We start from the raw sequence: 21,165 nt of genomic DNA on the forward strand, positions 1-21,165 counted from the left end.
CGCCGTCCGAGCCGGGGGTCTCCACTCAGCGTAGTACTACACATCGTAGTACTACAAGACATGGGCGAACGCTGCAACTTAGCGTCCGGATAGCCTTGGAGGCGTGCAGAGTGATCAAGAAGTGACCTTCCGCGAGGCAACGGTGGACGATCTGCCAGATATCGTCCGACTTCTCGCCGACGATCCCCTCGGATCCACACGCGAAACACCGGGGGAGAAGATCCCGGAGGCCTACTTCACCGCGTTCGCCGCGATCGAGAAGGACCCGAACAACACCCTGGTCATCGCCGATGTGGCCGGGTCGGTCGCCGGCACGCTCCAGCTCACCTTCATCCCCGGCCTCACCTACACCGGCTCCGAGCGCGCCCAGATCGAGGGCGTCCGCGTCGCCGCCGAGCAGCGCGGCACCGGGATCGGCCAGCTCATGATCACCTGGGCCATCGACCAGGCCCGCGACCGCGGCTGCCGCGTGGTCCAGCTCACCACCGACCGCCAGCGCCCCGACGCGATCCGCTTCTACCAGAAGATCGGCTTCCGCCCGTCCCACATGGGGATGAAGTACCACCTCACCTGAGCCGCGCCCGGCGGCCCCGGCTCACGGGGCGGCGGCGGGGACGAGGGCGTCCCGCCACCGGGCCGTGTCGGTGTACTGGTGCAGCCAGGAGATCCGGCCGTCGGCGACCCGCCAGAGATGCGCGAACTCCGCCTCATGCGGTCGGCCCGTGGCCCTGGCCGTCCCCCGGTAGCGCCCGGTCACCACGACAAGACCGTCGCCGGTCTCATGCCAGGTCTCGGCATGGGGGACCGTGTCGAACTCGGCGAAGACGGCACCCCACACGCGGGCGAGCGTCTCCTCGGGCCCGTGGAACGTGCCGCCCGCGCCGCACGGCAGCCCTGGCGCGGTGTGCGCCTCGAACTCCGGGTGGAGGAGGGCGAGGATCGCCGCCCCGTCGGCCGCCCGGGTGGCGGTGTAGAAACCCTGAACGATCTCGGACGCCGTCATGGCCGCTCCTCGCCGTGTTTCGGACCAGTTTTAGAGGCTCTGTTCTAGAATCATCCCACTACTATCATCCGGAGGGCATGCGTGGGTAGACCGGCCAAGTTCAGCGAGGACCGGATCCTCGACGCGGCGCTCGCGGTGACGGCCGAGGGCGGGCCCGCCGCCGCGACGATCGCCGCCATCGCCGACCGCCTCGGGGCGCCGTCCGGATCGCTGTACCACCGCTTCGGCTCGCGCGACCTGCTGCTCGCCACCCTGTGGACGCGCTGCGTCCGCCGTTTCCAGGCCGGTTTCGTCGCGGCCCTGGAATCCGGCGACGCCGAGGCCGCCGCCCTGCACACGCCGCGCTGGTGCCGCGCGAACCCCGCCGAGGCGGCCGTCCTGCTCCTCCACCGCCGCCGCGACCTCGCCGCCGCCTGGCCCGCGGAGCTCGCCGAGCCCCTCGCCGCCCTGAACGCCCGCGCCGCGGGCGCGCTGACCGCGTTCGCCCGGGACCACGGCGTCGACCGCGACCGGCTGGTCTTCGCCACCGTCGACGTCCCCTACGGCGCCGTCCGCCGCCACCTGCTCGACCGCAGGCCCCCGCCGGCCGGGGTGGACGAGTTGGTCGCCACGACCTGCCGCGCCGTCCTGGCACCTTAGGGAGGCCGTTCCGCGGAGGCCGGAGAGGTTTCCGTCGCTGTTCACTTTGGCGTGTAATGCTGGCTACCTGGGTGTGCGTCCAGCTTTGTCAACGTCCCAGAGGAGCAGCGCGTGGCCGACAGGCATCTGGAGATCGAGCAGAAGTACGACGCCACCGCCGGGTTCGCCCTGCCGGATCTGGACGGGCTCGCGGGGGTGGCGTCGGTGGGGGAGCCCGAGGTCCAGGACCTGCACGCCACCTACTTCGACACCCCGGACCTGCGCCTGGCGGCGAACAAGATCACGCTGCGCAGGCGGCGGGGCGGGCCGGACGCGGGCTGGCACCTGAAGATGCCGGCCGGACCGGACGGCAGGCACGAGTTCCGGGCGCCGCTCGGCCGCCCCCTGCTCGTCCCGGCGCGGCTGTCGAGCCTGGTCGCCGCGCACACGCGCGGGGCGGAGCTGCGTCCCGTCGCGACCCTGGAGACCAGCCGCACCGTCGTGCGGCTGCTCGGGCCGGACGGCGAGGCCCTCGCGGAGGTCGCCGACGACCTGGTGACCGGGCGCGGCCTGGACTCCGAGCCCGAGCGGTGGCGGGAGATCGAGGTCGAGCTCGCCGCCGGGCCGCCGGAGCTGCTGAAGGCCGCCGGCAAGCGGCTGCGGAAGGCGGGCGCGAAGAAGGCCAAGTCGGCGTCCAAGCTGGCGAGGCTCCTCGGGGACGCCGTCGCGCCCTCGGAGGCGGCGCGGCGCCGGGCCGAGGCCAGGTCGCGGATCACGGCGGCGACCTCGAACGGGAAGGCTCCGTCGATCACGACGGGCGAGGTCGTGCTGGCCTACCTCGCCGAGCAGGTCGAGGCGGTCCTGCGGTTCGATCCCGGGGCACGGCTGGGCGAGGACGACGCCGTCCACCGGATGCGGGTGGCCGTGCGCAGGACGCGGAGCGTGCTGCGGGGCTACCGGTCCGTCCTGGACACCGATCGGACCGCGCCGCTCGCCGCCGAGCTGCGCTGGCTGGCGCAAACCCTCGGCGAGGTGCGCGACCTGGAGGTGCTCCGGATGCGGTTCGCGGAGGCGCCGCGCGTCCTGCTGGACGATCTGGAGCGCCACGAGCGGGCCGCGTACCGGCAGCTGAACTCGGCCCTCAAGGGGGCCCGGTACTTCGCGCTGCTCGACGACCTCGACAAGCTGATCGCCGACCCGCCCCTCACGGCCGCGGCGGGCAAGAAGGCCCGCAAGGAGCTCCCCGCCCTCGTCACCCGGGCCTGGGACCGGATGGCCGGGGACTACGCCTCGATCAAGTCGTCCGCCGACCCCGACCTCGCGCGCCACGAGACGCGGAAGGCGGCCAAGCGCGCCCGGTACGCGGCCGAGCTGGCCGTCCCGGTGCTCGGGGCGGGGGCCAAGCGGGTGGTCAAGGACGCCAAGCGCATCCAGGAGGTCCTCGGCGCCCACCAGGACGCCGTCATCGCGATGGAGTACCTCGAACGGGCCGCCGCCCGCGCGCGGACGACGGCGGACGCGTTCACGCTCGGCGTGCTCTACGGCGCCGAGCAGGCGGAGGCGGCCAAGACCCGCGACCTCCTGCCGACCACCTGGTCCCGAACCCTGGGCCCCTCCTTCTGATCACTGGCTCGCGGCATGTCGGCGCTTGCCCGAGGGCAGCATGCCGCGAGCCGGCGCGGCATGTCAGTCGACGATGACGCCGGAGCCCAGGTTGGCTATCGCCCCCGTCATCGTCCGGGCACGGTCGGAGGCGGCGAACGCGGCGTACTCGGCCACGTCCTCGGGCGTCGGGAGCCGTCCGAGCAGCGTCCCCTGGGCGGCGCCGGCGAGCCACTCCTGCGTGGTCGCGCCCGCGCGGCCCGCCATCTCCGCGAAGGCCTCGGTCACGTGGGAGGCGCCCACCGACTCGGGGATCGCGTGGGGCCGGAGGCAGACCACGCGCACCCCCTCAGAGCCCAGCTCACCTGCCAGGATGCGGGAGAAGGCCTCCACGGCGGCCGAGGAGACGCCGTTGCCCAGGAAGCCGCGTCCCGTCAGCCGGGCACCAGGTGTGGACAGCGTGAGGACGACGCCCGACCCCTGCTTTGCGAGGTGAGGGGCGGCCGCCTTCGTGGTGACGAACAGGGTGCGCAGGTACCCGTCGATCGGGGCCATGAACTGGTCGAGGTCGAGTTCCGCGAGCGGCGGCCCCTGCACGTGGGGGATGCCGACCGCGTTGACCAGGATGTCGAGGCGGCCGGTCCGCTCGGTCACCTGGTCCAGGTGGCGGCGCACGGCGTCCTCGTCCGCGGCGTCGACCAGGGCCGCCTCCGCGTGGCCGCCTCCGCCGGTGATGCTCCGCACCACGCGGTCCAGCGGGGCGCGCGTGCGTCCCGCGACGTGCACCTGGGCGCCCTCACGCGCGAATGCGCGTGCGATCGCTCCGCCCACGGTGCCTCCGCCGCCATAGACGACGGCGACTTTCCTGTCCAAGGTGGTCACGGTTCAGTCCTCATCTCGTGTGCGAATGCGGTCCAGCGCTCGGAGGCAGTCCGACCATCCGGCGTGGTGCGAGGTCCGCGCCTCCTCGTCCGGGAGCCCGACCTGGTGGATCTCCACGACGGTCGCGCCGGACGACGGCCGGAAGGTCACGGTCACCACCGAGTCCCGGAACCGGGTCGCGGGGGACGACCAGGTGAACACCAGCCGCCGGGGCCGGTCGATCTCCCGGTAGGTGCCGGAGTGCAGGATCGACGACTCGTCGTCGGCCATGACGATGCGGAACGTTCCACCCTCGCGCGGGTCCGTCTCGGCACGGGTCTGCCTGATGCCGGACGGCCTGAGCCAGGATCCGAGGCTCCGCGCGTCCAGCCAGGCGTCGAAGAGCTCTTCGGGCGACGCGGCGATCTCCCGCTGGACGGTCACCGAGAACTCGTTCATCACGATCCCCCCTCAGCCTCGTCGCGGTCGGCGGCGGAGCGATCGCCCGCAGGGCGCTCCGCGGCGGGCCCCTCGGCGGCGGCACGGTCGGTCACGAAGGCTTCGAGCGCGGCGAGCTGCTCGCTCCAGAACCCGCGGTAGTGCTCGATCCACGCGGCCGCCTCGGCGAGCGGCGCCGCCTCCAGGGTGAGGATGTGCTCGCGCCCCCGCACGTTCCGCCGCACCAGCCCCGCGCCCTCCAGCACCCGGATGTGCTTGGACGTCGAGTTGAGGGAGATCGGGAAGGCCCCGGCGACGTCCGTCACCCGGGCGTCCGACTCGGCGAGCCGGGCCAGGATGGCGCGGCGGGTGGGGTCGGAGACCGCCGAGAAGACCGAATCGAGCAGGTCAGCCTGATATTCACCCATAGGGGTGAATGTAGCCCTTGGCCGGGCGGAACCGCAACCTCGCGTTCGCGCTAGGGCAGCACGGCCCCGAGGCGTGGCGTTCCAGAGCCGCCAGCGAGCCGTCGGCCAGGTGCGCCGCCCAGAACTCGCCCTTGTCCAGTTCCGGGTCGTCCGGCGACCCCGGCCTCGCGCGCCACGAGACGCGGAAGGCGGCCCAAGACCCGCGACCTCACGCCGACCACCCGGCCGGCCGGCAGGAGAATTTTTACCAAAGAGCTGACCATGACGTATATGGTCACCAAAAGGGCTGAGGGCGCCCATCCGTTCCGAGCGCCGGCCACCGGTCTGACGGCCACCGGCCTACTGGTCCTCAACTTCTGGGACATCTGGTTCGGGATGGCAGGTCTCGCCCTACTGGTGGCCCTTGCGCGCGGCAAACGCGTGCCGCCGCGAAAGCGGGAATCGCCCGAGCGGCCGTCGTCCAAGGCGGCCCTCGTTTCAGAACCGCCCTTCGTTCATGACCCGGTCGCGGGGGCGTGGCGTTCCAGGGCCGCCAGCGAGCCGTCGGCCAGGTGCGCCGCCCAGAACTCGCCCTTGTCCAGTGCCGGGTCGTCCGGCGGCTTCTCCCCCAGCTCGCGGCAGAGCCCCGCGATGAGCTCGTTGACGATCTCGCCGTGCGTGCTCACGACCACCGGGGTGCCCGCCATGGACAGCAGCCGCTCCACGGCCCGCTCGGGGTTCGTCTCACCGACCGTGAACGCCGGCTCCGTCTCGACGGGCACGCGGACGCGCCGCGCGTAGGGCAGGACGGTCTCCAGGCAGCGGGCCGTCGTGGAGCTGACCACCCGCAGCGGCCCGTAGGAGTGCAGCAGCTCGGCGAGCGCGACAGCGTCGGCGCGGCCGGTCCCGTCCAGCGGGCGCAGCTCGTCGGCCTCCCGCCACGCGTTCTTCTCCCCCGCGGACGCGTGCCGCAGGATCACCATCGGCGCGGAGGTGAACGGCCCCTGGAGGAACTCGCGGAGGAGGCCGGCGTCGTGCCGGTAGGTGAGCCGGGCCTCGGCCTCCTCCGCGGGCAGCCAGACCAGCTCGTCCACCTCGTGATCGGGGGTGAACGCGCTCGTGGCGGCCGGGCGGGCGGCCCAGTAGTCGACCAGCTTGGTCCGGTCCCCGACCGGATACGAGACGGTGGGCAGCCGCCGGCCGAGGCGCGGCACCACGCCCGTCTCCTCCTCGACCTCGCGGACGGCGGCGCGCAGCGCGTGCTCGCCCGGGTCGATCTTGCCCTTGGGGAACGACCAGTCGTCGTGGCGGGGACGGTGGATCAGCGCGAACTCGGGGCCGTCCCGCCACAGCAGCGCGCCGGCGGCCCGGACGACGTCAGGCATCGACCGTCCTCCACCGGCGGGTCTTCACCAGGTGGGTCTGGATGTCCAGCAGGGCCTCGCCCGGACGGGCCCGGCCGCGCGTCCAGGTGCCCTCGGCGTCGAGCGCCCAGGCGTGGGTGTCCTCGTCCATGGCCCGGTCCATCAGGGAGAGCAGGCCGTCGCGCTGGGCCCGGTCGGTGACGGTGACGAGGGCCTCGACGCGGCGGTCCAGGTTGCGGTGCATCAGGTCGGCGCTGCCGATCCACACCTCCGGCTCGCCGCCGTTCTCGAACGCGAACACGCGGGAGTGCTCCAGGAAGCGGCCGAGGACGCTGCGCACCCGGATCGTGTCCGACAGGCCGGGCACGCCGGGACGCAGCGCGCAGATGCCGCGGACCCAGACGTCCACCGGCACCCCGGCCCGCGACGCCCGGTAGAGCGCGTCGATGACCACCTCGTCGACGAGGGAGTTGCACTTGATCCTGACGCGGGCGGGATGCCCGGCGCGATGGTTGTCGATCTCGTGCTCGATCCGCTGGACGAGCCCTGAGCGCAGGCTGTTGGGCGCGACGAGCAGCCGGTGGTAGGAGCTCTGCCGCGAGTAGCCGGTGAGGTGGTTGAACAGGGCGCTGACGTCCTCTCCCACCTCGGGGTTCGCGGTGAGCAGCCCGAAGTCCTCGTAGAGGCGCGCCGTCTTCGGGTGGTAGTTGCCGGTGCCGATGTGGCAGTAGCGGCGCAGGTGGCCCTCGGACTCCTGCCGGACGATCAGCGCGAGCTTGCAGTGCGTCTTCAGCCCGACGAACCCGTAGACGACGTGGCAGCCCGCGGTCTCCAGCTTGCGCGCCCAGGCGATGTTGGCGCGCTCGTCGAACCGCGCCTTCAGCTCCACGACGACCACGACCTGCTTGCCCGCCTCGGCGGCGCTCATCAGCGCGTCCACGATCGGGGAGTCGCCGCTCGTCCGGTACAGCGTCTGCTTGATCGCCAGGACGTGCGGGTCGGTCGCGGCGTCCTCGATCAGCCGCTGGACGGTCGTGGTGAACGAGTCGTAGGGGTGGTGGACGAGGACGTCCCGCTCACGGATGGCGCTGAAGATGCTCGCGTCCTCGGGCAGCGCCTCCTTCGACGGGACGAAAGGGGGATACTTCAGCTCCGGCCGGTCGAGGTCGGCGATCGCGGCGAGGCCGCCGAGGTCGAGCGGCCCGACGACACGGTAGATCTGGCCCTCCTCCACCCCGAGCTCGGAGGTGAGCAGGTCCAGCACGCCCTCGGAGATCGACTCCTCGACCTCCAGCCGGACGACGGGGCCGAACCGGCGGCGCAGCAGCTCGCGCTCGAGGGCCTGCAGCAGCCCCTCGCTGATGTCCTCGTCGATCTCCAGGTCCTGGTTGCGGGTCACGCGGAACGCGTGGTGCTCGACGACCTCCATCCCGACGAACAGCTGCCCGAGGTGCGCGGCGATGACGTCCTCCAGCGGCGTGAACCGGTCGGGGGACGCCTCGATGAAGCGCGGCAGCAGCGGCGGCACCTTCACCCGGGCGAACATCGTGGCGTCGGTCTCCGGGTCGCGGACGATCACCGCGAGGTTCAGCGAGAGGCCGGAGATGTAGGGGAACGGGTGCGCCGAGTCGACGACCAGCGGGGTGAGCACGGGGTAGATCCGGTCGCGGAACAGGCGCCGCAGCCGCTCCTGCTCGGTCTCGGCCAGCTCGTCCCAGCGCAGGATGTCGATGCCCTCCTCGTCGAGCGCGGGCAGGACCTCCTTGCGGAAGCAGGCCGCGTGCCGCTGCATCAGCTCGTGCGCGACCACGCCGGTGCGCGCCAGCACCTCGCGGGGCTGGCGGCCGCTCGCGGACTGGACGGCGAGGCCGGTCGCCATCCGGCGGGCGAGCCCGGCGACGCGGACCATGAAGAACTCGTCGAGGTTGCTGGAGAAGATCGACAGGAAGCGGACGCGCTCGAGCAGCGGCAGGTCCGGGTCCTCGGCGAGCTCCAGGACGCGCTGGTTGAACCTCAGCCAGCTCTCCTCCCGATCGAGGAAGCGGTCGTCGGGCAGCGCCTCGGTTGAGGGGACATGTCCTGGATTACCGGTCATGCTGAAAGTTTCCCTGACTTAGGTTAACTAAAGCCGAACTTCCGGGTTCCACCGATGTATCTGACACGTCGATCATTCCCGCGGTTCCCGCAGATCACTCCGCCTCGGCCGCCCGCGCTCGCTCTCATCGGGCCTCGTCAGGCCTCCTCAGGGCGCGTCGCGAGGTCGCAACGACCTGGCCACCGGGAGACCTTCACTGCACGGCCCGGCGTGGGTAGAACGAAGACCGTGACGACTCACGACCCTGCGCCTCCCACGGTGTTCTGGCCGCGCTGCACCGCCGTCGACGGCTGCACCGGCCGGGCCGCGGGCGGGCTGGGCGGCTGCCCCGCCCACCTGCGTCCCGGCGAGGTCGAGCGGTTCACGGCCTCGCTGCGGCCCGGCGCCGACCTCGACCTGCGCGGCGTCACCGTCCCCGCGGGGCTGCTGGAGGCGGTGCTCGACGCGGTCACCGGGCCCGACGGGCGGCCCCACCTCGGCCGGACGCGGTTCGACGGGGCGGTGCTGCCGGCGGACGCGGCCCTGCGCGGCCTCTGCGTCGAGGGCGACAGCTCGTTCGACGGCGCGACCTTCCTCGGCGGCGTCTCGTTCTACGACGCGCGGTTCTTCGGCAACACCTCCTTCCGAAGGGCGCGCTTCGCGCGCAACGCGTCCTTCCACGAGGCCGGGTTCCACCGCCACGCCTCGTTCGAGGAGGCCGTGTTCGCCGGCGACGCCGTCTTCGGCGAGACGCGGTGGCACGCCGACGCCGCGTTCGGCGGCGCCGTGTTCATGGGCGCGGCCTGCTTCGACCGCGCTCGCTTCGGGCGGGACGCGGCGATGCAGGCGGCGTGCTTCACGGGCGGCGTGTCGTTCAAGCGCGTCCAGGTGGCGCGGCACGCCCGGTTCGAGCGGGCGCGGTTCCGGCACGGCGTGTGGCTCGGCCCGCTGGCCTCGGGCGGCCGGATCGCGCTCACGGACGCGGCCGTGCACGGCGGGCTGCGGGTGCACGCGGCGGCGCGGCAGGTCCTCGCCCGCGGCACGGTCGTCCACGGCGAGGCCGACTTCCGGCTCCGGCTCGCCGAACTCGACCTGGAGGACGCGGTGTTCGAGGGCCCGGCCGCCGTCCGGTCGCTGGCCCACCCGATCCAGGGGCTCGCCGAACCCGCCGGGACCGGCCCGTCCCGGGTCCGGCTCGTCTCGCTGCGCCGGGCCGACGCGACCCGGCTGCTGCTCGCCGACGTCGACCTCAGCGGCTGCGGCTTCCTCGGGCTGCGGCGGCCGGAGGCGCTGCGGATCACCGGCGACTGCGCGTTCGCGACCGCTCCCGACCGGCGCCCGCTGCGGCGGTGGCGCCGCAGCGGCCGGGCCGTCCTCGCCGAGGACCTCTCCGGCGACAACGCCCACGACGACCGGCTGCGCACGCTGTACCAGGCGCTGGCCCGCGCCACGGCGGACTCCGACCGCGACCGCGTCGCCCGCGACTTCCGCTACGGCGCGCTGGAGACGCGGCGGCACGGCGAGCGCGACCCGTGGCGCCGCGCCGGCCTGCACCTTCTGTGGATCACCTGCGGATACGGGCTGCGGGCGGGCCGCGCCGTGGCCTGGCTCGCCGTCATCATCGCGCTGCTGTGCTGCGGCGCGTCTCTGGCCCGACACGACGACCGGGCGCATGACAACAACCGCACGGGGGGCGACCGCGCCGCCCACACGAGCGCCGGTAGCACATAAGCGAGCGGCGGTCCGCTAAAGGCGGGGGTTGTTTTGTCAGACCCACGCGTAATGATTCGTGTTATGAGCAGAGACACCCATCCGGGGGTGCAGTGCCCGCACTGCCAATCGCATCTCGCGCTCGTCCCCGCGACTGGAAACCCCGTGTCCGGAAACTCCGCCGCCGCACCGCTCCCCGTCCTGCCGATCGTGGCGAAGGAGGAATGGCAGCCGCCGCCCGTCGCCGAGGTGCTCGCCGTTTACGCCGGCCGCGCCAAGGACACCGTCACCGCGGCGCGCGGCGCCGCCAAGGTCCGCGAAAGCCTGAACCGCGCCAAGGCGGCCGCCGCGGGCCGCAAAGCCGCACAGAAAACCGCGCGCCGCACTCCCAGAAGCGCCTGATCACAACCCGGCCACTATCGCCGGGAAGGGACGGCGCCGCGCCGGCACCGCCCCTTCCGTCAATGACGCCGGCCGCCAATGACGTCAGCGCGGCCTGGAATCGGTCCATTCGGCGCCGACGACGGACGTGGAGCTCATCGTCCGTCCCGCCGGGATCCCCACCCCGGGCGCCGGCGACACCATGACGTTCATGCTGGCCAGCGCCCTTCCCGAGGCCAGATCAATGATCATTTCGTCCCGCAGCACGCCCAGCCGCGTCTTCTCGTCCAGCGCGATGGCGGTCCCCGTCCGCCCCTGCGGATCGGTGACCTTCCCGAGCGACCGCACCGACGGCAGCCCCGCCAGCATCCGGAACGCCGCCGCCCGCACCGCCGGCTTCACCGGCATGTCCATCACCAGGCCTCGCGCCACGGTGTAGAGCCACCGGTCCGAGGTCATCGGCGCGTCCCCCTCGGTGTCGTGCCCTTCGTACCAGCGCAGCAGCTGGGCCTTGAGCCGCTTCGGGTCGGACGGCAGCGCCCGCAGGTCCTTCATGCTCACATTGCGGCCGAGCCAGAACACCTTGTCGCCGTCGACCAGCGGGGAGCCGGAGAGAGTGCGCGGACCGGGGGACGTCCTCGCCGTGAACTTCTTCAGAGGGCCCTTGGCGCCCGGCGCGACGGGGACCTGGAGCTGGAACGTCCCCGGCGCCCCGGCGCGCCGCCACGCCTCCTCGTCCGCCCTCGTCGCGGGCTTGGCGCCCAGTTCCTGCTGGGCGCCCCACTGCTTGCCACCGGGTCTGCTCGGCGTCCAGCCCTCCTCCTTGCTCCTGACCGCGACCGTGTAGGCACCGCCACCCTTGCCGACCGTGTAGGTGGAGGACGAGACCGTCGTCTGGTACCAGAAGGCCCGCATCGTCTCGGTCTGGCCGTCGGCCTTCTCGGCAGCCGCGAGCAGGACGGTCCGCGCGTCGAGCACCTGCTCGCCGCCTCCGCCCGCCTTGCCCGGCGCGGGCTCGTCCCCGCCGGGGGCGACGAACACCGCCGCCGCGGCGACCGCCCCCGCGGCGACCGCCCCGGCCAGTCCCAGCCCCCAGATCGGCCGCATACGCCGCCGCGCGGGCGCGCCGCCCCCGGCCTCCGAACGCGGCGCGGCCATGGCCCGCGCCAGTTCGGCGCGCCGCACACCCTCGTCCACCCGCGCCCCCGGGTCCAACTCCTCAGGCCTGGCGTCACGCAGCACCCGCATCACATCCCTCATGCCGTCTCCCTGCGGGGGGACGACCCCCCGCACCCCCCGCTCCGCTCCGCTCATGCCGTGTCCCTGCGGGGGGACGACCCCCCGCACCCCCCGCTCCGCTCCGCTCATGCCGTCTCCCTGCGGGGGGACGACCCCCCGCACCCCCCGCTCCGCTCCGCTCATGCCGTCTCCCTCTTGATGAACCCCACATGCGGACGCGACCCCTGAGCCGCCGCCCCGCCCGCTCCCGGCTCCGCTCCGGTCCGCTCCGGCGGCTCCGGTCGCAGGCGGGCGTCCGGATCGTCCTCGGCCGCGCGGAGCAGGCGGCGGCGTGCGCGGTGCAGGCGCACCCGCAGCGCGGCCGGCGAGCAGCCGACGACCGCGGCGGCCTCGCGCGGCGTCAGCCCCTGCCAGGCGATGAGGATCAGGATCTCCCTGTCCCCCTCGGGCAGCGCCGCCATCGCGCGCAGCACCGCGAGCCGCTCGGCCACGTCCTCGGCCACGTCGCCCGTCTGGCGCGGCGCCCCCCGGCCGATCTCGGCCGCGAACGACTCGCGCCGCACCCGCGCGCGGTGCCCGTCGCGCAGCACGTTGCGCGCGACGCCGAGCAGCCACGGCAGCGGCGGGTCGGGCAGGTCGGGAAACCGCCGCCACGCAACGGCGAAGGTCTCGCTCACCACCTCGTCCGCGACCTGGCCCCCGGCGCGGGCGGCGGCGTAGGCCCACACGCGCTGGCGGCACTCGTCGTAGATCGCGGTGAAGCGCTGTTCATCGGGGGCCTCGTCTGCCACCGCGTGCTCCTCCGTCCGTTCAGGTCATGTCACGGGGTAGTGGCGCGGGGGACGGCATCGTTACCGGGAGGCGACCAGGTTCGCGCGTTCCGGCGCCCCTTTCACGGCTCGGCGTGCCCTCCCGGCGCCCGATACCTCTAACATTTGCTCGATGGCAAGGGCCTCCCACCTGACATCGACCCGGCCACGCCGGACAGAAGGAGCTGAGACATGGCCGCGATGCCCAGTCGCGGTGCGGAGCGGCTCCTCGGTGTAGCCGGCTCCCCGCACCTCCTTCTCGTCGAGGACGATCCCGGCGACGCGTTCCTGTTCGAGGAGCTGCTGACCGAGGCGCAGCCCGGCCTGCGGATCACGGTCGCGGCCACGCTCTCCGAGGCTCTCGCCGCGCTGCGGCCCGACATCCAGTGCGTCATCGTCGACCTCTCCCTCCCGGACGCGCGGGGCCTCGACGCCCTCCACCAGGTGCGCGAGCACGCTCCGGCCACCGCCGTGCTCGTGCTGACCGGGCTCGCGGACGCGCACGTGGGCGTGGCGGCCGTCGCCGCCGGCGCCCAGGACTACCTCGTCAAGCAGGACGTGGACGGCGCGCTGCTCACCCGGGCGATCAGCTACGCGATCGAGCGCAAGCGCGCCGACGAGTCCGAGCGGCAGCTCGTCGAGGCGCGGGCGCTCAGCAGGGAGAACGCCCGGCTGGAGCGCGGCCTGCTGCCCGTGCCGATCCTGCACGACCGGGCGCTGCGGCACCACACCCGCTACCGGCCCGGACGCGACCGCGCCCTGCTCGGCGGAGACTTCCACGACACGGTGGAGACCGCCGACGGCGCCGTGCACGCCGTGATCGGCGACGTGAGCGGGCACGGCGCCGACGAGGCGTCGCTCGGCGTCCGGCTCCGCATGGCCTGGCGGACGCTCGTCCTCGCCGGGCACACGGGCTCGGGGCTCCTCGACACGCTCGACGCCGTCCTGCAGCACGAGCGGTGGAGCGACGAGATCTTCACGACCCTCTGCATGGTGACGATCGCGCCCGACCGGCGCGCCGCCCGCGTGTACCGCGCCGGGCATCCGTGCCCGGTGTTCTTCTCCCCCGGTGGCGTGGAGGCCCTCCCGGACGAGCCGCGAGGCCCGGCGCTCGGGCTGCTGCCCGGCGCCCGGTGGCCGTGCGTCGACCTGGAGCTCGGCGACGAGTGGGGCCTGCTGCTCTACACCGACGGGCTCATCGAGGGGCAGGCGGGCGACGACGGCGGCCACCTCGACCTGGCCGGCCTGCTGCAGCTGGCCAAGGCGGCGCACGAGGACGGGAGGCGCGGCGACGTGCTCGTGGACGGGCTCATCGCGGAGGCGGAACGGCTGAACGGGGACGTCCTGGCCGATGACCTCGCACTGCTGCTGCTGAGCCGCGGAGGCGACCTGTGACCGCCACCGCGTCCGGCGCGTCCGCCGGCGCGGCCGAGGAGCCGCGGCCCGCCGGGCCGGGCGCCGTGCTTCCCGGCGCGGGGATCCCCGAGGGCCAGGGCATGGGCCGCGTCCGGCTCGTCCAGATCTACCGGGTCGGCTCGCTCGTCCTCGGCGCCCTCCTGCTGGCCGCGTTCGTGCAGGCCGGGTTCGCGCTGTACGGGAACGAGCAGGCCCGCGACGTCCTGATCGAGCAGGTCGACCCGGCGACGCTGGAGCAGTTCCGGCTGTCGACGGCCGTCACCGCCCAGGACATGGCCATTCGCGCGTACGCGGAGGAGGGCGGGCGCCAGTACGTCGACCAGTACCGGGCCGCCGTGCGCCAGGAGGCGGCCTCCGCCGCCCGCATGCGTCGGCTCCTCGCCGGGGTGCCGGGCCACGAGGAGGTCGACCGGCTCCTCGACAAGGCCACCGCCGACTCGCGCGCCTGGCGGGCCGGGTTCGCCGACCGGATCGCGGACGGGCCGGGCGGGCAGGGAATCGACCGCGCCGAGAGCCGGCTCGCGGGCCGGCTGCTCGTGCAGGCGCGCGGCGACATGACGCCGCTCCAGACCGGTCTCACCCGCATGCACGACCGGGCCGCCGCGGAGCTGAACTCCCGCGCGAGGACCGCCCAGTGGTCCACGTTCGCCGCGCTCGCCATGGTCGTCGTGGCCGCGCTGCTGCTCGCCGTCGTGTTCCGCAGGACGATGCTGACCCCGGTGTCGACGCTGACCGAACGCGTGCGCGCCGTCTCCCAGGGCGACTTCGGGCACCGCCTCGACGTCCCCGGCCCGGCGGAGATCAACGAGCTGGCGGCGATCATCGACGCGATGCGCGCCCGGATCATCGACGAGTGGCGCAGCAGCGAGGACAAGACCCGCCTGCTCGACGAGCAGACCGAGGAACTGCGCCGCTCCAACGCCGAGCTGGAGCAGTTCGCCTACGTCGCGAGCCACGACCTCCAGGAGCCGCTGCGCAAGGTCGCCAGCTTCTGCCAGCTGATCGAGCGCCGGTACGGCGACCAGCTCGACGAGCGCGGGCGGCAGTACATCGAGTTCGCGGTGGACGGCGCCAAGCGCATGCAGGCCCTCATCAACGACCTGCTCAGCTTCTCCCGCGTCGGGCGGATGTCGCGCCCCGAGGACTCGGTCGACCTCGGCGACGTCGTCCGGCACGCGCTGGACAACCTGTCCACGCTGCGCGAGGAGACCGGCGCCGAGGTGGAGGTGCCGGAGCTGCCCGACGTCCCCGGCGACCGGACCCAGCTGGTCCAGCTGTTCCAGAACCTCGTCGGCAACGCGATCAAGTTCCGCCGGGAGGGCGTCCCGCCCCGCGTGGTCATCGACGTCCGCCGCGCCGGGGACGAGTGGGAGTTCGGCTGCTCCGACAACGGCATCGGCATCGAGCCCCGCTACGCCGAGCGGATCTTCCTCATCTTCCAGCGGCTGCACACCCGCGAGGAGTACTCCGGCACGGGCATCGGCCTGGCGCTGTGCAAGAAGATCGTGGAGTACCACGGCGGCCGGATATGGCTCGACACCGACGAGCGCGGCGACACCCCCGGGACCACGTTCCGCTGGACGCTGCCCGCCCAGCCGTCCACCGGCGACGCGGAGCCCGATGAGTGAGGGCGCGCGCGGCCTCACCTGACCGGGTCTGGCGCCTCCGCCGGCCTCCGGGCCGGGGGCGTCAGTCCTCCCGGGCGCCGACGTCGGCCGTCGGTCCGATCCAGTCGACGCACACGATCACGGCGTCGTCGGCCGGTTCGGTGCCCTCGTGGAAGCCGACGTAGTGCCGGACCATGGTGCGCACGGCCTCGGGCGGCTCCTGCAGCCGGGTGTCGCGCATCGCCTGGGGCAGCCCGGCCTCCCCGTAGAGGGCCCCAGCGGGAGACCGCGCGCCGTGCACGCCGTCGCTGACGACGACCAGCCGGTCACCCGGTTCGACGGCGAACTCCTGCGGCACGTACCGGGTGTCGCCGAACATCCCGAGCGGCATCTGGGCCTCGAACCCGATCCGCTCGGTGGTGCCGCCCCGCATCCGGTGGATCGTCGGCGAGCCCGCGTCGATGGCCCGGACCCGCCCGCCCCGGAGGTCGAACTCCAGCAGCAGCGCGTCGACGAGCCGCTCGCCCCGGTGGCGTCCGAACACCGCCTCGTCGGCGAGCTCGGCCTGCTCGACGAGGTCGCCGCCGGACCGGCGGGCGTTGCGCAGCGCGCTGATCGCCAGGTGGGTGAGCTCCGCGGACTCGGTGCCCGACCCCATCCCGTTGCTGACGGTCAGCGTGAACCGCTCACCGGACGTCGCCCAGTCGAACGAGTCGCCCCACACCGCGTACGCGGGCTCCAGCTGGCCCGCGAAGCAGAGCTCGGCGGCCCGGTAGGCGGGCGCGGGCAGCAGGTCCCACTGCATCTCGGCGGCCAGCGTCAGCCGGGTCCGCCGGCGCAGCCGCCGGTACATGTCGGTGGCCTGATCGGCGATCTTGAGGCCGCGGGCAAGCACCCCGGCGATGTCGTCCAGCCAGGACGGCTCGCCGTCCGGGAACCGCACCGACAGGACCCCGATCCGCTCGCCCTTCACGGCCAGCGGCAGGTGGGCGAGCCCGGCGCCGTCCTCCCGGACGGTCCGCTGCGACGCGAACGCCCGCCCCGGCGCCGTGTTGTCGACCGGGACGTCCTCGCCGGTCGAGCGCGTCCTGACGAGGAAGGCCTGCCGGTAGTCGATCATCAGGACCTCGGCGTCCACGCCGCCCGCGTAGCGGTCGAGCACCTCGGCCGCGACGGCGATCACCTCGTTCGGCGGGGCCGCCCAGATCGCCTTCCGGGCCGCCTCGAACGGCTCTTCCTCAGCGGGTGCACCGCGCATCTCGCTCCTCGCCTCGCCGCCGCCCGGTCCCGGAGGCCGGCGGACCCGCAGGTCCCGGGATGCCGTTGGCGACGTCATATGTAACAGTGGAGGGCATGGTGGCCACGTCGGGTGAGGGCGCCGCGGAATCCGCGGCCGCGCTCGACGATGCGGCGTCCACCCTGTTGAACGTCTGGTCTCGCGCCCACAATGCCCCGGATGTCCCTATTCCGTCCACGCAACTGCGGGCGCTGTTCGTCCTGGAGCGGGGCCCGGTCAACATCAGCAGCCTCGCGGGCGAGCTCGACGCGCTGGTGTCCTCGGCGAGCCGGCTGTGCGACCGGCTGGAGGCCGCCGGGCTGCTGTCGCGCGACCCGGGCCGCGACCGGCGCCAGGTCACCGTCCGGCTGAGCACCGACGGGCAGGCCCTGCTCGACCGGCTCCGGCTGCGGCGCCGCGAGGAGCTCACCCGCGTGCTCGCGGAGATGCCCGCGCCCGCGCAGGCCGCGCTGCTGTGGGGGCTCGCCGAGTTCCACGCGGCGGCCACCCGGCCCGACGACGACGGCGGTTCGCTCTCCATGCTCGCCTGACCCCCGTCCATGAAATCCGATTTCCCGGAAAAGCCGTGACCCTCCGCAAAGCGCCTTGCAAATAGAGCATTATCTGCATTTACAAAGGCGGGCTCCGGAACGTTTTCGCCATTCTCCATACGGCCGCCACCACCACTACTAACATCCCGGCCCATGGCGACCACACGTGCCCCGCGGCATTACCTGCGCGCCGCCACCGCGGGCGGGCTCACCGCCGCACTGCTCCTCTCCGCCGGTGGATGCGGCGGATCCTCCACCGGGCACACCAGCGCGTCGGCCGGAACCAGGGGCGGGAACGCGGCCGGAAACGAGGGCGGGGACGCGGCGGCGACCGGCAGGGTCCCCGACGCGACGACCTTCAAGACCCTCTCCGGCGCACCGGCCGACACCACGCCCGACGGGGCCACCGACGGGCTCGTCGTCCACCCGACCAGCCCGGCACCGGTGTTCGACCGCCCGGCCGGGCACCGCTTCGCCACCCTTCCCACCACCGAACTGGGCGGCCCCACCTGGGTGCCCGTGGTGGAGACGTCGGGCGACTGGCGGCGGGTGCTGCTGCCGAGCCGCCCGAACGGGGCGACCGGCTGGGTCCCCGGTACCGCCCTGATGACAGCGCACACGCCCTACACGGTCCGCGTCGACCTCACCCGGCGGCGGCTCGTCCTCGAAAGGTCCGCGCGCCCGATCGGCCGCTGGCGCGTCGCGGTGGGCGGCGCCAAGACCCCGACACCGACCGGGCGGACGTTCGTCATGGCGACGCTCGCCCCGGAGAAGAAGACGCCGAGCCCCATCGTCCTGCCGCTCGGTGCCCACTCGGCCACCCTCGACACCTTCGGCGGTGGTCCCGGCACCGTCGCCCTGCACGGCTGGTCCGACGCCTCGGTGTTCGGCAAGGCCGTCACGCACGGGTGCGTGCGCGTACCCGCGGACGCGCTGAAGGCGCTGTCCCGCGTCCCGCTCGGTTCCCTGGTGTTCATCACGGCCTGACCGGCCGGCACCGTCCCCAGCTCTCACGAGAATCGGAGTAAGTTCATGCGTCACATCCATGCCACCAAGCGCCTCGCCACGGCCGGACTCCTCGCCACCGGCATCGTCGCGGCCCCGGCCCCGGCGACGGCGTTCGCCGCCGCACCCGGGGGCGAGGGATCCGCGTACGGGCTGACCGCGACCGGTCCGATCGCCATCCCGCCCATACCGGCCGTATCGTCCAGCACGGGACCTGTCAGCAAGAGCCTGCTCCGCGAGGACCGCACCAAACTGGTCAAGGCGTCCGCGCTGGACGTGAACGCCTCCGCCGCGCGGGCCAGTTCGGCCGTCGCGCACCTGTCCGTCCCGTCCGCGAAGCTGCTGGCGGACGCCGTCACCGCCAAGTGCACGGCCGGACGCGGCGACGCCCACCTCGCCCGCGCCACGATCGCAGGCCGACGGCTGGACGTGTCCCCGCCGCCCAACACCACCATCCCGGTCGACGTCGACGGCCTCGGCCGGACGGCCCTGACCCTCAACAAGCAGCAGCGCATGCCCGACGGCCGCCTCGCCGTCACGGGCATGGAACTCGCCCTGCCCGGCAAGAAGGGCGCCGTCCGGGTCGCGTCCGCCACCTGCGGCAAGGCCGCCGGCCCGGCGCACGGCCCGTCCGAGGCGCCCAAGCCGACCCCGGTCAAGCACGACCTGCCGGTCACCGGCTGACCGTCCCGCGATCCACGGCCCGGTGGGCACCCGCCCACCGGGCCGCCGTATGCCCGTCAGCTCGCCAGCGACTTCTCGAAATGCACGATCGAGCCGTTCCGATGAGCGCGCCCCGCGATCTGCACGTCCTCGGTGAACGCGCGCATCAGCCGCAGCCCCCGCCCGTGCTCGGCCAGCGGCGGCGGCTCGACTGGCTCCCACCCCGCGACCCCGTCCGCCCCGTCCACCGTGCCCCCGTCGATGACGTCCACGACGCACCGCGCCCCGTCCATCCGCGCCCGGACCTCGTACTCCATTCCGGCCGCGGCGTGCTGGATCACGTTCGCGCACGCCTCACCCAGCGCGAGCGCGATATCGGCACGGATCTCGGAACCCACTCCGAGCCCGCGAAGGGAGGCGTCGAGCGTGTGTCGCACCAGCGGAGCGCTCTCCGCGTTCCTCGGCAGGGTCATTTCAAGAACGACCTCCATGCCAATCGCCTCCGTTCCCTCTAGCACACAGATTTCCCCTCCGTAACGCAGGGAAACTCTTTCTGTGCTTATTGCAGTGCTCTCCTCCTTCGGGCCTTGGCGGCCCTCCATCGTCGGGCACTGCGGGCGATCGCTGGCATCGCTCCGTCTCGCCTTGGCGGCTCGCTGCGCGATCAGGTTCTCGCTTCGCTTGAACCTGCCTTCGGACGCGATCGCGACCATTCAGGTTGTCGCGTGGTTGCGGTCGGGGCCGAGGTCAGTGCGCCCGCCTTCGTGGGCCTGGGCTCTTGCTCGAAGTGGCCGCAACCACGCGCGCGAACGCGTGACCTGCCCGGTGGAGCGAAGCCGGAGGCGAGCGGAGCCGGGCAGATCGCGAAGCGATGCCGCGTTCGCCCAGGCACGGTCACGCAGCGAGCCGCCAGGCGAGCGAAGTGGGCGGGACTGTGTAAACACAGCCGCCAGGCGAGCGAAGTGGGCCGGGGCTGTGCAAACACAGCCTATTCGTCTACGTCGCCTGCGAGGTGGCGGGCGGCGGTGACCTGGTCTTCGTCCAGGCCCTGGTAGTCGCTGCGGCGGTTCTGTTCGGCCTGGTCGTCGATCCACTTGCCGTGGGCCTCCCAGGCGGCCTGCTTGCTGACGCCCATGGCGGCGCCGATCTGCGCCCAGGAGGCGCCCGCGCGGCGGGCCGAGCGGACGGCGAGCTGCCGCCCGTAGACCGCCTTCCGCGCGATCACCTCGCCCAGCGCGAGGAGTTCGAGGACCCCCTCGCGCGGGAGCGGCGGTTCCCCCACGGCGTCCCGGACCCACAGCTCGTCGTACCGGGCCGCCGCGCTCGTCAGCGTGATGTCTCGCTCGATCCCGTCTGGAGTGACCATGATCCGAGTGTGAGCGTCAAGGCACCCTGACGTCAAGTGTTCTTGACGTCCTTTTCCAGCGCGCTCGCCTGCTCCACCCAGCCGGTGAACAGGCGCGCGTCGACGTCGTCCAGGCCGCGCAGTTTCACGCCGGCCATCTGCCTGGACATGGCCTCCAGGCGGCCCGACCCGTCCTCGATCAGCTGGCCCTTCCAGAAACCGAACGTCACGTACTTCGGGTACGCCTTGAGGAAGCACACGGGCTGCTTCCCGAGACTCCAGGTCGGCTGGCCGTGCCATAGCGCGGGCCCGGTCCCGGACATCGCCTCGTTGACCACCGCGAGCGCCTTCTCCAGGACTTCGCGCAGCCCCTCCGGCACGACCGCCACGTACTCCCGGACATTTGCGTGCTTACCCATGTCGATCCCCTCTCGTCACCAACGCGTCGAGCGCGGAGCCGCCGGATCGACAATCGCGAGAGTTCTCCTTCCTGTGGCGTGGGTCACGCGAACGGGGGAGGGCGCCGGGCAGACTTGGGGCGTGGTCAAGTCGCTGCGTCCGCAGAACTACAACGAGGTGCTGTACGTGGGGCACTACTTCCGCGCGGGCGTTCCCGTGCTCATGGACCTGACCGATCTTCCCGATGTCGACGCCAAGCGCCTCGTCGACTTCGCCACCGGACTGGTCTTCGGCCGCGGCGGCGCCTTCGACCGCGTCGACCGCAAGCTCTTCCTCCTCCAGCCCTGAGCCTTCGAGGCGCACACGTCTCAGCGGCGGCGGCCGTGCCGGTCGACTG

General features: G+C 73.1%; 23 protein-coding genes. 11 read left to right on the forward strand and 12 right to left on the reverse strand.

The annotated features are described in order from the left end of the window. The first annotated feature begins 121 nt into the window (after window positions 1-121). Complete coding sequence (locus FKD65_RS21990; protein WP_141587003.1) at window positions 122-574, forward strand: GNAT family N-acetyltransferase; 453 nt, start codon at window positions 122-124, stop codon at window positions 572-574. Between the two features lie 21 nt (window positions 575-595). Here FKD65_RS21990 and FKD65_RS21995 read toward each other — a convergent pair whose 3' ends face one another. Further along, a complete protein-coding gene (locus FKD65_RS21995; protein WP_141579274.1) occupies window positions 596-1,003 on the reverse strand; it encodes a nuclear transport factor 2 family protein in 408 nt (135 codons plus the stop codon). 81 nt (window positions 1,004-1,084) lie between these two features. Between FKD65_RS21995 and FKD65_RS22000 the strand changes: the two genes are divergently transcribed. Then, window positions 1,085-1,642: a TetR/AcrR family transcriptional regulator gene (locus FKD65_RS22000; protein ID WP_141579275.1), complete on the forward strand. Its 558-nt coding sequence runs from the start codon at window positions 1,085-1,087 to the stop codon at window positions 1,640-1,642. A 111-nt stretch (window positions 1,643-1,753) separates the two neighbouring features. After that, complete coding sequence (locus tag FKD65_RS22005; RefSeq protein ID WP_141579276.1) at window positions 1,754-3,244, forward strand: CYTH and CHAD domain-containing protein; 1,491 nt, start codon at window positions 1,754-1,756, stop codon at window positions 3,242-3,244. Window positions 3,245-3,307: 63 nt separating this feature from the next. On the opposite strand, the gene FKD65_RS22010 is transcribed toward FKD65_RS22005, so the two are convergent. From FKD65_RS22010 to FKD65_RS22030, 5 genes are all read right to left on the reverse strand, one after another. Beyond that, window positions 3,308-4,105: an SDR family NAD(P)-dependent oxidoreductase gene (locus FKD65_RS22010; RefSeq protein WP_141579277.1), complete on the reverse strand. Its 798-nt coding sequence runs from the start codon at window positions 4,103-4,105 to the stop codon at window positions 3,308-3,310. Window positions 4,106-4,108: 3 nt separating this feature from the next. Next, a complete protein-coding gene (locus tag FKD65_RS22015; protein ID WP_141579278.1) occupies window positions 4,109-4,543 on the reverse strand; it encodes an SRPBCC domain-containing protein in 435 nt (144 codons plus the stop codon). Then, window positions 4,543-4,950 carry a helix-turn-helix transcriptional regulator gene (locus tag FKD65_RS22020; RefSeq protein ID WP_141579279.1) on the reverse strand — a complete coding sequence of 136 codons (408 nt, stop codon included), beginning with the start codon at window positions 4,948-4,950 and terminating at the stop codon, window positions 4,543-4,545. Before FKD65_RS22020 ends, FKD65_RS22015 begins: the two co-directional genes overlap by 1 nt. A 494-nt stretch (window positions 4,951-5,444) precedes the next feature. Next, entirely contained in the window at window positions 5,445-6,314 is an 870-nt protein-coding gene (locus tag FKD65_RS22025) for an NUDIX hydrolase (protein ID WP_141579280.1), read from the reverse strand. After that, a complete protein-coding gene (locus FKD65_RS22030) occupies window positions 6,307-8,388 on the reverse strand; it encodes an RNA degradosome polyphosphate kinase (protein WP_141579281.1) in 2,082 nt (693 codons plus the stop codon). The genes FKD65_RS22025 and FKD65_RS22030 overlap by 8 nt, the downstream gene beginning before the upstream one ends. 228 nt (window positions 8,389-8,616) lie before the next feature. On the opposite strand from FKD65_RS22030, the gene FKD65_RS22035 reads away from it, so the two are divergent. Together FKD65_RS22035 and FKD65_RS22040 are read left to right on the forward strand one after the other, a co-directional pair. Then, complete coding sequence (locus FKD65_RS22035) at window positions 8,617-10,098, forward strand: pentapeptide repeat-containing protein (protein WP_168221142.1); 1,482 nt, start codon at window positions 8,617-8,619, stop codon at window positions 10,096-10,098. 144 nt (window positions 10,099-10,242) lie between these two features. Further along, window positions 10,243-10,479 (forward strand): hypothetical protein, encoded by a 237-nt coding sequence (locus tag FKD65_RS22040; protein ID WP_141579283.1) that lies wholly within the window; start codon window positions 10,243-10,245, stop codon window positions 10,477-10,479. Window positions 10,480-10,563: 84 nt separating this feature from the next. On the opposite strand, the gene FKD65_RS22045 is transcribed toward FKD65_RS22040, so the two are convergent. Together FKD65_RS22045 and FKD65_RS22050 are read right to left on the reverse strand one after the other, a co-directional pair. Further along, window positions 10,564-11,718 carry a CU044_5270 family protein gene (locus FKD65_RS22045; protein ID WP_141579284.1) on the reverse strand — a complete coding sequence of 385 codons (1,155 nt, stop codon included), beginning with the start codon at window positions 11,716-11,718 and terminating at the stop codon, window positions 10,564-10,566. A 158-nt stretch (window positions 11,719-11,876) separates the two neighbouring features. Continuing rightward, the gene (locus FKD65_RS22050) at window positions 11,877-12,488 is read right to left on the reverse strand and encodes an RNA polymerase sigma factor (protein ID WP_240809539.1); all 612 of its coding nucleotides are present in this window, start codon (window positions 12,486-12,488) and stop codon (window positions 11,877-11,879) included. 210 nt (window positions 12,489-12,698) lie between these two features. Between FKD65_RS22050 and FKD65_RS22055 the strand changes: the two genes are divergently transcribed. Next, a complete protein-coding gene (locus tag FKD65_RS22055) occupies window positions 12,699-13,901 on the forward strand; it encodes a PP2C family protein-serine/threonine phosphatase (RefSeq protein ID WP_240809540.1) in 1,203 nt (400 codons plus the stop codon). Continuing rightward, window positions 13,898-15,550 (forward strand): ATP-binding protein, encoded by a 1,653-nt coding sequence (locus tag FKD65_RS22060; RefSeq protein ID WP_240809541.1) that lies wholly within the window; start codon window positions 13,898-13,900, stop codon window positions 15,548-15,550. The genes FKD65_RS22055 and FKD65_RS22060 overlap by 4 nt, the downstream gene beginning before the upstream one ends. Before the next feature lie 61 nt (window positions 15,551-15,611). Here the strand turns inward: FKD65_RS22060 and FKD65_RS22065 are convergent, their stop codons facing one another. Further along, window positions 15,612-16,787, reverse strand: a complete 1,176-nt coding sequence (locus tag FKD65_RS22065; protein ID WP_141579285.1) for a PP2C family protein-serine/threonine phosphatase — start codon at window positions 16,785-16,787, stop codon at window positions 15,612-15,614. 95 nt (window positions 16,788-16,882) lie between these two features. Between FKD65_RS22065 and FKD65_RS22070 the strand changes: the two genes are divergently transcribed. The 3 genes from FKD65_RS22070 (at window position 16,883) to FKD65_RS22080 (ending at window position 19,045) form a co-directional block, all read left to right on the forward strand. Continuing rightward, the gene (locus tag FKD65_RS22070; RefSeq protein ID WP_141579286.1) at window positions 16,883-17,356 is read left to right on the forward strand and encodes a MarR family winged helix-turn-helix transcriptional regulator; all 474 of its coding nucleotides are present in this window, start codon (window positions 16,883-16,885) and stop codon (window positions 17,354-17,356) included. Between the two features lie 153 nt (window positions 17,357-17,509). Beyond that, the gene (locus FKD65_RS22075; RefSeq protein ID WP_141579287.1) at window positions 17,510-18,343 is read left to right on the forward strand and encodes a L,D-transpeptidase; all 834 of its coding nucleotides are present in this window, start codon (window positions 17,510-17,512) and stop codon (window positions 18,341-18,343) included. 45 nt (window positions 18,344-18,388) lie between these two features. Beyond that, window positions 18,389-19,045, forward strand: coding sequence for a choice-of-anchor P family protein (locus FKD65_RS22080; protein ID WP_141579288.1), 657 nt, complete (start codon window positions 18,389-18,391; stop codon window positions 19,043-19,045). A 56-nt stretch (window positions 19,046-19,101) separates the two neighbouring features. Here the strand turns inward: FKD65_RS22080 and FKD65_RS22085 are convergent, their stop codons facing one another. The 3 genes from FKD65_RS22085 to FKD65_RS22095 all read right to left on the reverse strand — a co-directional run bounded on the left by FKD65_RS22085 (window position 19,102) and on the right by FKD65_RS22095 (window position 20,788). After that, entirely contained in the window at window positions 19,102-19,497 is a 396-nt protein-coding gene (locus FKD65_RS22085) for an ATP-binding protein (RefSeq protein ID WP_240809542.1), read from the reverse strand. A gap of 515 nt (window positions 19,498-20,012) precedes the next feature. Then, window positions 20,013-20,390, reverse strand: a complete 378-nt coding sequence (locus FKD65_RS22090; protein ID WP_141579290.1) for a hypothetical protein — start codon at window positions 20,388-20,390, stop codon at window positions 20,013-20,015. A 32-nt stretch (window positions 20,391-20,422) separates the two neighbouring features. Then, window positions 20,423-20,788 (reverse strand): DUF1801 domain-containing protein, encoded by a 366-nt coding sequence (locus FKD65_RS22095; protein WP_141579291.1) that lies wholly within the window; start codon window positions 20,786-20,788, stop codon window positions 20,423-20,425. 121 nt (window positions 20,789-20,909) lie between these two features. Here FKD65_RS22095 and FKD65_RS44350 point away from each other — a divergent pair, with 121 nt between their 5' ends. Continuing rightward, window positions 20,910-21,116, forward strand: a complete 207-nt coding sequence (locus FKD65_RS44350) for a cell division protein SepF (protein WP_168221144.1) — start codon at window positions 20,910-20,912, stop codon at window positions 21,114-21,116. The last annotated feature ends 49 nt before the right edge of the window (window positions 21,117-21,165 follow it).

The sequence above is a fragment of the Actinomadura sp. WMMA1423 genome, assembly GCF_006547145.1.
Lineage (GTDB): Bacteria > Actinomycetota > Actinomycetes > Streptosporangiales > Streptosporangiaceae > Spirillospora.